The organism is Streptomyces sp. NPDC001027, assembly GCF_040299045.1.
Lineage (GTDB): Bacteria > Actinomycetota > Actinomycetes > Streptomycetales > Streptomycetaceae > Streptomyces.
On record NZ_JBEPBI010000231.1, the window covers coordinates 1 to 12,053 of the forward strand.

Annotated in this window: 11 protein-coding genes; 4 read left to right on the forward strand and 7 right to left on the reverse strand. The window is 73.7% G+C overall.

Annotation, left to right across the window (positions count from 1 at the left end; genetic code table 11):
- The first annotated feature begins 46 nt into the window (after positions 1–46).
- Positions 47–457, forward strand: coding sequence for a hypothetical protein (locus ABT300_RS35445; protein WP_351684785.1), 411 nt, complete (start codon positions 47–49; stop codon positions 455–457).
- A gap of 84 nt (positions 458–541) precedes the next feature.
- Positions 542–1,261 carry a DUF6766 family protein gene (locus tag ABT300_RS35450; RefSeq protein WP_351684788.1) on the forward strand — a complete coding sequence of 240 codons (720 nt, stop codon included), beginning with the start codon at positions 542–544 and terminating at the stop codon, positions 1,259–1,261.
- A gap of 9 nt (positions 1,262–1,270) precedes the next feature.
- On the opposite strand, the gene ABT300_RS35455 is transcribed toward ABT300_RS35450, so the two are convergent.
- Positions 1,271–1,711 carry a hypothetical protein gene (locus ABT300_RS35455; RefSeq protein WP_351684791.1) on the reverse strand — a complete coding sequence of 147 codons (441 nt, stop codon included), beginning with the start codon at positions 1,709–1,711 and terminating at the stop codon, positions 1,271–1,273.
- Between the two features lie 195 nt (positions 1,712–1,906).
- Here ABT300_RS35455 and ABT300_RS35460 point away from each other — a divergent pair, with 195 nt between their 5' ends.
- Complete coding sequence (locus tag ABT300_RS35460) at positions 1,907–2,392, forward strand: cation:proton antiporter regulatory subunit (RefSeq protein WP_351684793.1); 486 nt, start codon at positions 1,907–1,909, stop codon at positions 2,390–2,392.
- Between the two features lie 59 nt (positions 2,393–2,451).
- Here the strand turns inward: ABT300_RS35460 and ABT300_RS35465 are convergent, their stop codons facing one another.
- The 5 genes from ABT300_RS35465 to ABT300_RS35485 form a co-directional block, all read right to left on the reverse strand.
- A complete protein-coding gene (locus tag ABT300_RS35465; RefSeq protein ID WP_351684795.1) occupies positions 2,452–3,531 on the reverse strand; it encodes a PucR family transcriptional regulator in 1,080 nt (359 codons plus the stop codon).
- A 156-nt stretch (positions 3,532–3,687) separates the two neighbouring features.
- The gene (locus ABT300_RS35470; protein WP_351684798.1) at positions 3,688–4,938 is read right to left on the reverse strand and encodes a cation:proton antiporter; all 1,251 of its coding nucleotides are present in this window, start codon (positions 4,936–4,938) and stop codon (positions 3,688–3,690) included.
- 730 nt (positions 4,939–5,668) lie between these two features.
- Positions 5,669–6,322 (reverse strand): ScbR family autoregulator-binding transcription factor, encoded by a 654-nt coding sequence (locus ABT300_RS35475; RefSeq protein WP_351684801.1) that lies wholly within the window; start codon positions 6,320–6,322, stop codon positions 5,669–5,671.
- Between the two features lie 165 nt (positions 6,323–6,487).
- Positions 6,488–7,723: a cytochrome P450 family protein gene (locus ABT300_RS35480; RefSeq protein WP_351684804.1), complete on the reverse strand. Its 1,236-nt coding sequence runs from the start codon at positions 7,721–7,723 to the stop codon at positions 6,488–6,490.
- Between the two features lie 184 nt (positions 7,724–7,907).
- Complete coding sequence (locus ABT300_RS35485; protein WP_351684807.1) at positions 7,908–8,591, reverse strand: ScbR family autoregulator-binding transcription factor; 684 nt, start codon at positions 8,589–8,591, stop codon at positions 7,908–7,910.
- Positions 8,592–8,931: 340 nt separating this feature from the next.
- On the opposite strand from ABT300_RS35485, the gene ABT300_RS35490 reads away from it, so the two are divergent.
- Positions 8,932–10,821, forward strand: coding sequence for an acyl-CoA dehydrogenase family protein (locus ABT300_RS35490; protein WP_351684809.1), 1,890 nt, complete (start codon positions 8,932–8,934; stop codon positions 10,819–10,821).
- 49 nt (positions 10,822–10,870) lie between these two features.
- Here the strand turns inward: ABT300_RS35490 and ABT300_RS35495 are convergent, their stop codons facing one another.
- A complete protein-coding gene (locus ABT300_RS35495; RefSeq protein ID WP_351684811.1) occupies positions 10,871–11,977 on the reverse strand; it encodes an NAD(P)/FAD-dependent oxidoreductase in 1,107 nt (368 codons plus the stop codon).
- Between the last annotated feature and the right edge of the window lie 76 nt (positions 11,978–12,053).

Here is a 12,053-nt window from a genome sequence, read left to right on the forward strand (position 1 = left end):
GCCGCACCGGGGAACGCTGCGGTGTACTGCCCGGGGAGGTGAGCGCATGGCCGCACGAGGGTACGGCGTCGCGCTGGTCGCGGTGCTGGCCGTCTGCGTGGTCAGCGGGTGCGGTGCGGTGGCGGAACGGCAGGACGACGTCCGGGACGCCGCGGCACGGTTCCAGTCGGCGCTGCACGACGGCGCCTACGACCGCGCCTGTGCGCTGCTCGCGCCGGAGACCGAGCAGGAGCTGGAACAGTCCGCCGCGCTTGCGTGCCCGAAGGCACTGGGCCAGGAGTCGTTGCCGGCCGGCGGCGCGGTGCGGCACACGGACGTCTACGGCAACCAGGCGCGTGCCGTGCTCGCCTCGGACACCCTGTTCCTCTCCCGCTTCACCGGCGGCTGGAAGATCGTGGCCGCGGGGTGCGAGCCGCGACCGGGCCGGCCCTACCAGTGCACGGTGAAGGGCGGGTGAGCACATGCGCGTCATGTTCGTCCTGGTCGTCGCGATCATCGCGCTCGGCCTCGTCTACCTGGCGGTGTTGGGACTGATGCACCGATGACCGGCCGCACCTGCGACGCCGGGCCCCGACAGCGCCGGGGCCTGCGGGGCTTCGTGCACGACAACGGGCTCGGGCTGTTCTTCCTCGGCGCGTTCCTGCTGAGCCTGATCGGCCAGGCGATCGCGGGGCACGCCGACTTCAACGACCAGATGGCCGTGGACGGGCTCCAGCAGGTCTCACTCGGCGCGTACGTCACCTCGTCCGACTTCGCCGTGGACGTCTCGGAGAACTGGCAGTCGGAGTACCTGCAGTTCTTCCTCTACGTCGGAGCCACGGTATGGCTGCTGCAACGCGGTTCGCCGGAGTCCAAGGAGCCGCACAAGGCCGGCGCCGAGTCGGACGAGGACCAGATGGTCGGCGCGTACGCCAAGGACGGCTCGCCGCGCTGGGCCAGGAGCCGCGGCTGGCGGCGCGCACTGTACTCGCACTCCCTGCTGCTGGTCATGGGGACGATCTTCGCGCTGTCCTGGCTGGTCCAGTCGATCACCGGCATGGCCGCCTCCAACGAGCAGCGACTGCGACAACTGCAGGCGCCCCTGAGCTGGTCGGACTACCTGGGCGCGGCGGAGTTCTGGAACCGCACCCTGCAGAACTGGCAGTCCGAGCTGCTCGCGGTCGCCTCCATGGCCGTGCTCTCCATCTACCTGCGGCAACGCGGCTCCCCGGAGTCGAAGCCGGTGGGCGCGGCCCACGACGCCACCGGTGTCGAGGGCTGAGGGCGCAGGTCAGAGGACGTCCGGCTCGTCCTGCGGGTCCGTGCCCGTCGTGACCGCGGAAGCGACACGGCGGTAAGCGGCCCGGGCGTGGCCGATCCGGGCGGCCGCCGTGCCGACGAGCGTCGCGGCGCACAGGCAGGTGAGCCAGAAGGCGTCCCGGGGGCCGGTCCAGGTGAGGGTGCCGACGGGCGGAACGGCGAAGCCGTTGAGGGTCAGCCAGCAGAGCAGGGCCGTGCCGGGGGCAGCCGTGAAGCGGGCGCACAGACCCAGCAGGCCGGCCAGCAGGGACAGCGCGGCCAGGGCCGGCCCCGGGCGGCCCGAGCCCACCAGCAGGTTGTGCACCGTCACCAGCGTCAGCGCGCCGACGCACGCGGTGGCCCACACCAGGGGGGTCGCGACGGGCTGGGGCACTGGCCTGGTGCCCTGCCTGAAGGACACCCACTCGATCATGTTCACGCCTCCTTCCGGCCCCGTGCCGAAGGGACGCCGACCGGCGAGCGCCGGCCCCACGGCGGCGTGGACCTGAACACGGATTCTCCCACTTGGTCGCCGGGGCGCCGAGCCCGGCTTCGGTCACCCGGTCCGAGACGGCCTAGGCTGGACCGGCAACGTTCGCAGCACGCTCGATGAAGACTGGGGGCAGTCGTGGGGGCTCCGCGCCTGAGCAGTACGCCGTTGCCGGGCATCGGCGTCCGCTATGACCTGACCACACGGGAGCAGCGCCGTGTCTCGGTGGTCGCGCATCGCGACGGAGCCCGGACGCTGAACGCCTACCAGGAGGACGATCCGGACGCCTGCGCGCTGTCGGTGCGCCTGACCTCCGGCGAGGCGGCGGCGCTGGTCGACGCGATGACGCCGGCCCACCACAGTCCCAACCTGCTGTCGACCACCGAGTTGGGCCTGGTGGCGGAGCGCGTCGAGCTGACGGCCGCCTCGCACTGGAACGGCCGGCTGCTCGGGGAGACCCGGATGCGGACGGAGACCGGTGTCTCGATCGTGGCCGTGCTGCGCCGCGCCGAGGCCATCCCGTCGCCGACGCCCCAGTTCCGGCTGACCGGCGGGGACACTCTGATCGTGATCGGCACCCGGGAGGGCGTGGACGCGGCCGCGGCGATCCTCGAGCGGGAGTGACCCGGCGGGCCTTGTTCGCGCGCGGCCTCAGGCCGGTCGGGCTTCCCTGCGCGGGGGCCTCAGGTCGACAGGTCGCTCGGCTGCAGGGGCTCGGCCGGCCAGTCGAGCAGACGGGCGCCGATGACCGCGGTCTGCAGCGTGTAGCGGTGGCCGGGGTCGGCGGGGTCGGCGCCGGTGAGACTGCGGACGCGTTCCAGCCGGTAGCCGAGGGCGCGCACGCTCAGTGAGAGCTGCCGGGCGGCGGCCGCCGCCACACAGCCGGAGTCGAAGTAGGCCGTCAGGGTCGCGAGCAGCGGCTGCGCACCGCCGCGGGCCCCTTCGAGCGGGCCGAGGACGCTGTGGACCAGATCGACCAGGGCCTGCCGGTCCCGGGCGAGAACGGGGAAGACGAGCAGGTCGGCGGCGCGCAGCAGCGGCTCGTCGAGGGCCATGCGCTGGGCCACGTCCAGGGCGTTGCGCGCCTCTTCGTAGCTGTGGCCGATGCCGACCGGGCCCGTCCTCGGTCTGCCGACGGCGACCTGGATCCGCCCCGGGGCCGCGGCGTGGGCCTGCTCGGCGAAGTGGGTGAGGACCTCGTCCTGGTCGCCGGGGGCGATGCACACCATCCGGCCGTGTTCGGTGGTGAACAGGACGCGGCGGCTCTCGAAGCGGCCGTACAGCGCGTCCTCCACACGGCGCGGCACGGGGTCCGTCTCGTCGTACTCGACGGGGCCCTCTGCCACCGCGACCGCGTGGGCGCGGGACAGGCGCAGACCGAACCGCTCGGAGCGGGCGGCGAGTTGGCCCGGGTCCCCGCGCCCGTGCAGCAGGTCGTCGATGAACTCGCGGCGTGCGGCCTCCTCCTTGCGGATCACGAGGCGCTGCGCATTCTCGTATCCGTCGGCGAAGGCGTCGAGGGCCTGCTCGACGACGGTGAGGACGCCGGCCGGGTCGGCCCCCCGCGGCCAGCCGTCGCGGCCGGCGGCGAGGTGGGCCCGGACGACGCTGCGCCAGTCGTGTCCGGCTTCGGCGGCCCGGGCCCCCTGCGCCCGCCGGGAGCGGATCTCCTCGTGGGTCAGACGACGGCCGGTGACGGCGGCGTCCGCGAGCATCCGTTGGAAGCCGTCGAGGAACGGCTCGGACGTGTTGCGGTCGGTCATGGCCTCCCCGTTCGGCTAGGACGTCCTCGCCCGCGGATTATCTCCCCGTCACAAAGGGGCGCCGTCGGCCGGGGGTGTCTCCGCCTCGCGGCACACCGCCCTCACGGGCACGCCGTTCCTCACCGGCACGCCGTTTCCTCAGCGGCACACCCCTCCTCAGCGGCTCGCGGGCACGGCCTTGGCGCCTCCCGCGGTCCCGGCGGGTTCCACGGCGTCGACGGCGGCCAGGTCCCCGGCCGGGGCCGCCGATGCTCGGCGCGCCGCGGTGAGACGGCCGGCGAGGGGCTCGGTCCAGCGGGCGGCGAGCGGCCCGAGGATGACCAGGATCAGCACGTACGCGGTCGCCAGCGGTCCGATGCGCGGTTCCACGCCGACCGCGAGACCCGCGATGACGATGGAGAACTCGCCCCGCGCGACCAGGGTCCCGCCGGCCCGCCACCGACCCTTGACCGAGATCCCGGCGCGTCGCGCCGCCCAGTAACCGGTGGCGATCTTCGTCAGGGTGGTGACGGTCGCCAGGACCAGGGCCGGGAAGAGCACGGGCGGAATGGCCGCGGGGTCGGTGTGCAGTCCGAAGAAGACGAAGAAGACCGCGGCGAAGAGGTCCCGCAGCGGGGTGAGGAGACTGCTGGCGCCCTCGGCGACCTCGCCGGACAGGGCGATGCCGACGAGGAAGGCGCCGACCGCCGCGGACACCTGGAGGCGCTGTGCGATGCCGGCGACCAGAAGGGTGAGGCCGAGGACGACCAGCAGCAGCATCTCGGCGCTGTCGGAGGAGACCGCGCGGCTGATCAGACGTCCGTGCCGCAGCGCCGCGTACAGGACCGCGCCGACGGTGCCCAGGGCGATCAGCAGGGTGAGCGCGCCTCCCGCGAGGCTCACGCCGGCCAGCAGGGCGGTGAGGATCGGCAGGTAGACGGCCATGGAGAGGTCCTCCATGACCAGGATGCCGAGGATGACCGGGGTTTCGCGGTTGCCCAGCCGGCGCAGGTCTCCGAGGACCTTGGCGATCACACCGGAGGAGGAGATCCAGGTGACGCCGGCCAGCGCCACGGCGGCCACCGGACCCCAGCCGAGCAGCAGGGCCGCGGCCGCGCCGGGGACGGCGTTGAGCACGAAGTCGACCGCGCCGGAGGGGTATTGGGTCTTCAGGCTGGTGACGAGTTCGGAGGCGCTGTACTCCAGGCCGAGCAGGAGCAGCAGGAGGATGACCCCTATCTCGGCGCCCGTCGCGATGAACTCCTCACTCGCTTCCAGGGGCAGCATGCCGCCCTGGCCGAAGGCGAGCCCGGCGAGCAGGTACAGGGGTATGGGCGAGAAGCCCACCCGACCCGCCAGGCGTCCCAGCAGGCCCAGGACGAGGATGATCGCCCCGAGTTCGATGAGCAGGGCGGTGGTGTCGTGCACGGGCGTCTGTCCTCCGTCGGTCGGGATCGGTGGTGGCGCGTCGGTCGAGGTCGGCGGTGTGCGTCTGTGCTGTCGCGGAGCCCGCGGGTCGCCCCGGACGTGCGGGCGCAGCGCGGATCGCCCAGGGCGCCTGTGGGCGGGCCGGACTTGGCGGACGGGGTGGTCGCCGCTCCGGGCGTCGCGCCTGGCAGGCGGCCCGGCGCCGCGGGCTTCGAGGGGTCCACTCCCCCGACGTCGGACCGGGCGGCCGTGGGCGGACCGAGGCTCGAAGCCTCCGTCGCCGGGGGCGCGCCGGACGGCAGCGGGGTCGTTCGGGGTTGTACCGGCCGTCGGTGGCGCGGCTGCCGCCGGGTGGGCGGAGCCGCGTCAGCGCAGCGGGGGCTCGCTCGGGCCGGTACCGCCGATATCGGGAACGCGGTCGCGTGCGGCGTTGTCGACGCGCACGGGGATGACTCGACCCATGACACGCCCTCCCTCACGTCGGTGACCGGACCGCCGGCCGTGGCGACACGGCTGAGCGCGTCGACGCCCGGCGAAACGTAAGCACTCGGTAAAGAATATTAGCGCAGGACCGGCTCGCGCCTCACCGGAGAGGAAGGCGGCGGCAGCCGGGGTGCGCCCGTCGCGCGCTGAGGAGTCGCCCCCGAGACCGGCGTCGACCAGCCCCGATGCGATCCGCAGCCCGCACGACCGAAGGACGCCGCCGGGCCTGCCCGTCGGGCAGACGACGCTACTTTCGAAACCCGCCCTGGTCGCCCGGCTGTTCCAGCGGTGTCTGCGGCTGCGGCGGCGTCGAGGCGTGGTCCGGCGAGGACGCCAGCCGGGGCAGGACGAAGGTCCACAGCTGTGTCACGCGCTCCGCCGAGAGCACGTCGCGGTCCGCCGCGCCCATCACCTCGAAGCCTGCCGTGGCGGCCACGATCACGGTCGTGGCGACGTCGGCCGGGACGTCCCGCGCGAGCTCCCCCTCGCGCTGCGCCTGTACGACGAGTTCGTGCACCCACGCCTGCCACCAGCGCAGCAGCCGGGTTCCGCCCTTGCGCGAGGGGTCTCCGCTCAGCCGGAACCCGGCCCGGATGACGGGGTCGGCGACCACCGCCAGCAGCAGTCCGCAGGCCGTGTGCACGAGCGACTGCAGCAGCGTGTCCGCCCGGCCACGGCATCGTTCGGCGAGGCGCTGCGCGCCGGCCGCGGCCGCCCTCTCCACCTCCGCCGCCAGGTCGTGCTTGCTGGCGAAGTGGAAGTGCAGCGCGCCGTTGCTCACCCCCGCCCGTTCGCTGATGGCGGGAAGGGACGCCCCGGCGTATCCCTCGGCGGCGAACACCTCGGCCGCCGCCCGGACAAGGGCCTGGCGGGTGCGGGCCGCCCGTGCCTGCTTGACCATCAGGTCTTCCTCCCCAGCCTGCGCGGACGGCGGGGGCCGCGTCCTGCGTCCGGCGGAACGGGGAGAGCATCCCACCGGAGCGACGCCGAAGTAAACCGCGCGCTCGGTATCTTCAGTCGCACTCCCGGCGTTCGGCCGTCGACGACGCAGGGGACGATGTCCGGTTCAGGTCTGGACCGGACCGAGGCGCACCGGAAGCGATCGGTGACTGTTCATCAGGAAGCTGGGCAACGGGAGCAGTTCCTCCGGTGCGCAGGCGAGTTCCATGCGGGGGAAGCGGTCGAAGAGCGCGGCGAAGGCGCTCTCCGCCTCCACCGCGGCCAGCGGCGCCCCGAGGCAGCGGTGCGGCCCGTGACCGAACCCGAGGCCGTCGCGGTCCCCCCGCAGCACGTCGAACCGCTCGGCGTGCGGCCCGTAGCGCTGCGGATCCCGGCCGCCCGCCGCGAAGTTGACGAGGATGGCCTCGCCCTTGCGGATCTGCACGCCGTCCAGGTCGATGTCCTCGACGGCGAACCGCATCGGCGAGTAGGCCCCGGGGGTGTGCACCCGCATCGTCTCGGCGGTCACGTCCTGCCAGGTCGCCCGGCCCGCCCGGACGTGCTCCAGCTGCTCGGGCCATCGCAGCAGCGCGCCGACCGCGTTGGTGATCAGGGCCGCCGTGGTGTCCTGCCCTCCGGCGATCATGAGGAACAGGGTGCCGAGCAGCTCCTCCTCGGTGAGCCGGTCCTCCTGGTCACGTGCCTGGATCAGCAGGGACGTGAGGTCGTCGCCCGGTTCGGCCCGTTTGGCCTGCACCAGGTCCGACAGCCGGACGAAGGCCTCCATGCGGGCCGCCTCGATCTCCCGCCCGCTGATCGTCGTCCCGAACACCGTGTGCAGGGCCGCGCACAGGGCGTCGGTGGCCTCGCCCTGGGCCACCCCGAACAGTTCGCAGATCACCCGCATCGGCAGCACCTCGGCGAACGAGGCCCGCAGGTCCACGGGCTCCCCCGCGCCGCTCGCCGCGAGAGCGTCGACGAGCTCGGCCGCGATCTGGGCCACCCGTGGCCGCATGGCCTCCGAACGCCGCGCGGTGAACGCCCCCGCCACCAGCCTGCGCAGCCGGGTGTGCGAGTCCCCGTAGGCGAAGAGCATGTTCTCGTTGATCACCCACGGGTACAGCGGCCAGTCCTCGGTGATGCGCCCCTCGATCAGCTCCGGCCAGTGCCGGCGCGCGTCCTTCGACACCCGGGGATCGGTCAGCAGCCGCTCCACCTCGCGCTGCCGCAGCACCGCCCAGGCGACCACGCCCCCCGGCAGCTCCACCTGCACGGCGGGGCCTCGGGCCCGGAGCATCGCCGCCTCGCCCGCGAGGTCCCGCCCGGTCACGTCCAGGGCGTAGGGGCAGGCTGTCGTATCCATCGTCGAACTCCCAGGGTCGGTCCCGCGCTGTCGGTCTGCGCACCGGTCGGGAGGAGCTGCGCCCCGCCTCCCAGCCGGGACGCGGAACCGCGCCCCCGGGCGACCGTTCGCCCCGGTCCCCTCCCCCTGCCGCCCCACCCTCAACCGCCGCCCCGCCCGCACCCAGGGGACGAGGCCGGGCCGGTCATCCGGCGACGCGTGGCTGTCCCGTCGGCCAACTGGCCCTCACGGCCTCCTCGTACACCCGGGCGCCCCGGTCGGCGGCCGTGTCCAGCTGCAGCAGCACGGCGGGCACCGCGACCCCGGACAGCAGGTGCCGCTGAAGGTCGGCCACCCGCTCCGGCAGGTCCGCATGCCCCGTCATGATCTTGGACAGCACCTGGACGCCGGTGAAGGCGCCCACGAACATCCGCGCGGCGGCCGCCACGTCGACGTGCGGCAGCAGTTCGCCGCGCTCCTTGGCCCGCCCGAGCAGGTCCGCGTTGTGCGCGATCCACCCGCGCATCGGCGCGCGCCGGTCCAGGCCGTCCGTCGGCGCGCCCTGATCCACGGTCAGTCTGATGCTCCCCTGGACCAGCGGATCGCCCACCGACAGCAGATGGGCCAGGACGAAGGCCTCGTCCAGCCCCTGCTGCAGCAGCAACTCCCGTGCGGGCACGGCCGGGACGGTCTCCAGCTGACCGGCCAGCACCGCCTGGGCGAGCTCCTCCTTCGAGGAGAAGTGGAAGTAGAGCGCGCCCTTGGTCACGCCGGCCCGGGCGAGGATCTCCGCGATCGTCGCAGCCTCGTACCCCACCTCGGCGAACACCGCCGCGGCCGCGACGAGGACGGCCCGCCTCGTCCGGACGGCCCGTTCCTGCAGCGCCACGCCCCACCTCCGAGGTAGCTCCGGCGAATCCGGCTCGAAAATATACCGACAGGTCTGACTCATGCCACCTCGCGGCCTCCTGTCCACCGCCGCACCGGCGACCGGTCCGGCCCCCGGTCGCCGCGGCCTCCGGCGCCGCGACGGCCGGACCTCGGCGGCGGGTTCGCCGCGCCCGTGCCAGACGCGCTCGCGCGGCCCTGTCACCGCCCAAAACACGCCATCCGCAGCCGGTCGGATTGCCGGTTTCCGACTTGATGAGAAAACCGGTAGGTCCGTATCTTTTGGCGGACGGCGCAACCAGACGTACGCGTGTGCGGATTCGTGACAACGGGGAGTGGTCATGGCCCTTCTGGCATTCCACGGCGCGGAGCGCCCCGCCGGGCCGCACCGCAGCGGTCCCCGTCCCCTCGCGGCCGGCGACCCGGAGCGGGAGGAGGCGGCGACCGTCCGCGAGCTGACCCGGCTGTTGTTCGACCTGGACGGCGAGCGGGAGCGCGTCCACGCCCCGTGGCGCCGCCTCATCGCACAGGACGACTTCCGTCACCGGCCCGGTCTCACTCCTGAGGAGCGGGCCGCGCAGTCCTACGTCTGGCTGCGGCTGGTCAACGACTCCCTGGCCGATCCCGCCTCGCTCGCGACGGACCCGGCCCTCCTCACGGCACTGCACGAGTGGGCCGCCATCGTGGACGGCGGCGGCGGCCTCACCACCGTCGCCAGCATCCACTACAACCTCTTCCTCGGCAGCCTGCTCGACCACGACCCCGAACCCTCCAGGGACCTGGCCCAGTTCACCGCGCTGCGACGCATCGGGACCTTCCTGTGCACCGAGGTCGACCACGGCAACGACGCCTTCGCGCTGGAGACCACCGCCCGTCTCGACCACGCGACGGGCGGGTTCCTGCTGCACACCCCGCACCCCGGCGCCGCCAAGTTCATGCCCAACACCAGCACGCTGGGCGGCCCCAAGAGCGCCGTGGTGGCCGCACGCCTGCTCGTCGGCGACCGCGACCACGGGGTGTTCCTCTTCCTGACCCCGCTCACCGACGACGACGGGCCGCTCCCCCACATCACGGTCACACCCCTCCCGCTGCGTCCGAACGCCCCCGTCGACCACTGCCTCACCTCCTTCGACCGCCTCCCCCTGCCGCGCCGGGCCCTCCTGCAGGGCGAGCACGGGCGACTGGGTCCCGACGACGTCCTCACCAGCAGCCTCGGCAACCGCCGCAAACGCTTCCTCACCTCGATCTCCCGGGTCACCGTCGGCAAGCTGTGCATGAGCGCCGCGGCTGTCGGAGCCTCACGGGCGGCCCTCGCGATCGCCGTCCGCTACGGCGACCACCGGCATGTGAGCGGAGCCCGGCCCGGTCAGCGGCTGCCCGTCAACGCCCATCGCACCCACCACAGCAGGCTGCTCCAGGGCGTCGCCACCGCCTACGCGATGACGCTGCTGCACCGCTCGCTCACCGCGCGGTGGAGCAGCCACGACACCGCGGACCGTGCTCACCTCGAACGCCTCGTCGCGCTCGCCAAGGCCTGGATCACCTGGGAGGCGCGCACCATCGCGCTGGAGGCGCGGGAGCGCTGCGGGGCGCAGGGGCTGCTCCCGGCGAACCACCTCGCCGGCTTCTCCGAGTACATCGAGGGGACGATCACGGCGGAGGGCGACAACCTCCTCATCACCACCAAGGCGGCCGCGGAGCTGCTCCATCAGCCGCCGATCCCGCCCACCCCGGACGCCGGGCCGCCCGTCCTCACCAACCCCCGCCATCTGCGCAACCTGCTCGCCCGCACCGAGCAGGTCTTCCACGACCAGGCGCACCGGGCCCTGCGCGACGGGCCCTCGCACGACCCGCAGGCCCGCTGGAACACGGCCTCCGCTCCCGCGCTGCACAAGGCCCAGAGCCACATCAGGCTGCAGGCCGCGGACGCCCTCCTGGCCGCCCTGGCCCGCACCGCTCACGAGCCGGCCCGGCGCCTCCTCACCGAGGTCACCGCCCTGTACCTGCTCACCCACCTCTCCCCGCACACCGGCGTGCTCCTCGCCGACGGCCACATCGAGCCGGGCCATGTGCACGGACTCCCGGCCGTCGTGGACGCCCTCACCGACAGCCTGCAGCCCCATCTCGCCGCCCTGACCCGGGCGTTCGACCACCCGCCGGAGTACCTGGACGCCCTGCCCCTCATCCAGACTGCCGGACCGCCTCGGGGGGACGCGGACGGCGGGGCGTAGGGGACCGGGCCGAGGCGGCGCCCCGGGGGGCGGCTCGGGCCAACGCCCGTCAGGTCGCGGTGTATCCGAGCTGACGGCGCATGTACGGGGTCATGAGGGTCTTCGCCTTGGCCAGCACGGAGGTGCGGCCGCCGAGCACCGCGCTCTCGCCGCCCGGCACGGGCAGCAGGGTCAGTCCGTCGGTCGGGCCGAAGGGCACGATCAGCGGCGTGCGCTGGAGCGGCCGGTAGAGGCGGGGCTCCCTGCGGTGCCGGCCGGGACTCTGCAGGTAGCCGCGGATGTTGTGGGCGGCGAGGTCGGCCTGGGCGAGCGCGGCCGGGGTGATCTTGAGCTCGGTCGCGTCGTTGACGTCGCCGACGGCGAACACGTCCGGCCATCCCTCGACGCGGAGCCGGCGGTCGACTTTGACGTGTCCGGCCGGGTTCAGCCAGTCGCCGAGTCCGGCCAGGCGCAGCCACAGTGTGTTGGGGGTGGTGCCGGTCGCCCAGAAGGAGAGGTCGGCTTCGAGGACGCCGCCGTGCGCGTCCCGGTAGGCGCCGAAGTCGGTGCCGCGGGACATGAACGAGTCCAGACGGACCTCGACGTCGTGCGACTCGAGCCAGGCCTGCGCCTTGCGGCCGGCCCGCTCACTGCCCGTGGAGTGCAGCAGCGCGGGCCCGGAGTGCGCGAGCGTGACCCGGGCGTCCGGCCGGGCCAGGCGTATCTCGGCGCTGAGCTCGACGCCGGAGGGGCCGCCGCCCACCACGAGGACGTGCTCGGCGGCGGCGACGGCGCGCTGGTGGCCGGCGAACGCCTTGAGGGTCTCCTCGGCGGTGGTCCCGGTGAAGCGGGCCGGTTCGGGGTAGTCGGCGCCGGTGGCGATCACCGCCACGTCGTAGGGCAGCCGCTCGCCGGTGGCGAGGACGACCTGCCGTTCGGCGGTGTCGATGCGGACCGCCTTGCCGACGACCGTCCGTCCGTCGCGCAGCAGCCGGTCGTACGGGATGAACGGGGTGAGCGACCACTCCGGGCGCACGCCGGCGCGGAGGGAGGCGATACGGTGGAAGAAGACGTCCTTGCGGTCGATCAGGGTGACCCGGGCCGTCGCGTCCAGCCGTTTCGCGAGGCGTACGCCCGCATAGCCGCCGCCGATCACCACTACGTCGCCGTCGCGCACGCGAGTCTCCTGAGCATGGGGGGATGCGAGCGGCGCGGCGAGGGGTCCGGCCGCTCGGATGCCGAAGAGCGTATCT

Bases quoted from the DNA above. Each gene is read 5' to 3' on its own strand.
- ABT300_RS35475 (WP_351684801.1), bottom strand. From the start codon at position 6,322: ATGGTCAAGCAGGCACGGGCGGCCCGCACCCGCCAGGCCCTTGTCCGG.
- ABT300_RS35450 (WP_351684788.1), top strand. From the start codon at position 542: ATGACCGGCCGCACCTGCGACGCCGGGCCCCGACAGCGCCGGGGCCTG.
- ABT300_RS35445 (WP_351684785.1), top strand. From the start codon at position 47: ATGGCCGCACGAGGGTACGGCGTCGCGCTGGTCGCGGTGCTGGCCGTC.
- ABT300_RS35465 (WP_351684795.1), bottom strand. From the start codon at position 3,531: ATGACCGACCGCAACACGTCCGAGCCGTTCCTCGACGGCTTCCAACGG.
- ABT300_RS35490 (WP_351684809.1), top strand. From the start codon at position 8,932: ATGGCCCTTCTGGCATTCCACGGCGCGGAGCGCCCCGCCGGGCCGCAC.
- ABT300_RS35455 (WP_351684791.1), bottom strand. From the start codon at position 1,711: ATGATCGAGTGGGTGTCCTTCAGGCAGGGCACCAGGCCAGTGCCCCAG.
- ABT300_RS35480 (WP_351684804.1), bottom strand. From the start codon at position 7,723: ATGGATACGACAGCCTGCCCCTACGCCCTGGACGTGACCGGGCGGGAC.